The 371-nt window shown below is 50.9% G+C and carries 1 protein-coding gene; it reads left to right on the top strand.

Features of this window, described 5'->3' with window-relative positions:
- On the top strand, positions 1 to 371 hold a 371-nt coding region (locus tag JKG64_RS22965), incomplete at both ends, for a DUF11 domain-containing protein (RefSeq protein ID WP_210356583.1).

Below are 371 nucleotides of genomic sequence, written 5' to 3'. Positions count from 1 at the left end.
GATACCCCAGAGGTTGAGATCCCTACAGATAGCAAACCATCACACAGCTCGGTTAAAACTGTTGCGGATGAGAATGGCGATAACAAGGCCCAGTCCGGCGAGGAACTGACCTATACGATCACTGTTAAGAACACCGGAGACGTTGCGTTGACAGGTGTCGCTATCAGCGATGCTATCCCAGCGAACACCAGCTATGTGCCTAACAGTGCCACAGGCAATGCTACCCTTACAGGTAGCACACTGAACTGGTCTGTTGCTGTACCGTTCGGTGGGGAGGTTTCCGTTAGCTTCAAGGTTACAGTAAATGCTGACCTTACCGGAGTAACGTCAATCAAGAATATCGCTACTGTTGGCGGTGATACCCCAGAGGT

The organism is Sphingobacterium tabacisoli, assembly GCF_017908035.1.
In the GTDB taxonomy this organism is placed as follows: Bacteria; Bacteroidota; Bacteroidia; order Sphingobacteriales; family Sphingobacteriaceae; genus Sphingobacterium; species Sphingobacterium tabacisoli.
This window is presented reverse-complemented; position numbering and strand designations above follow the sequence as displayed.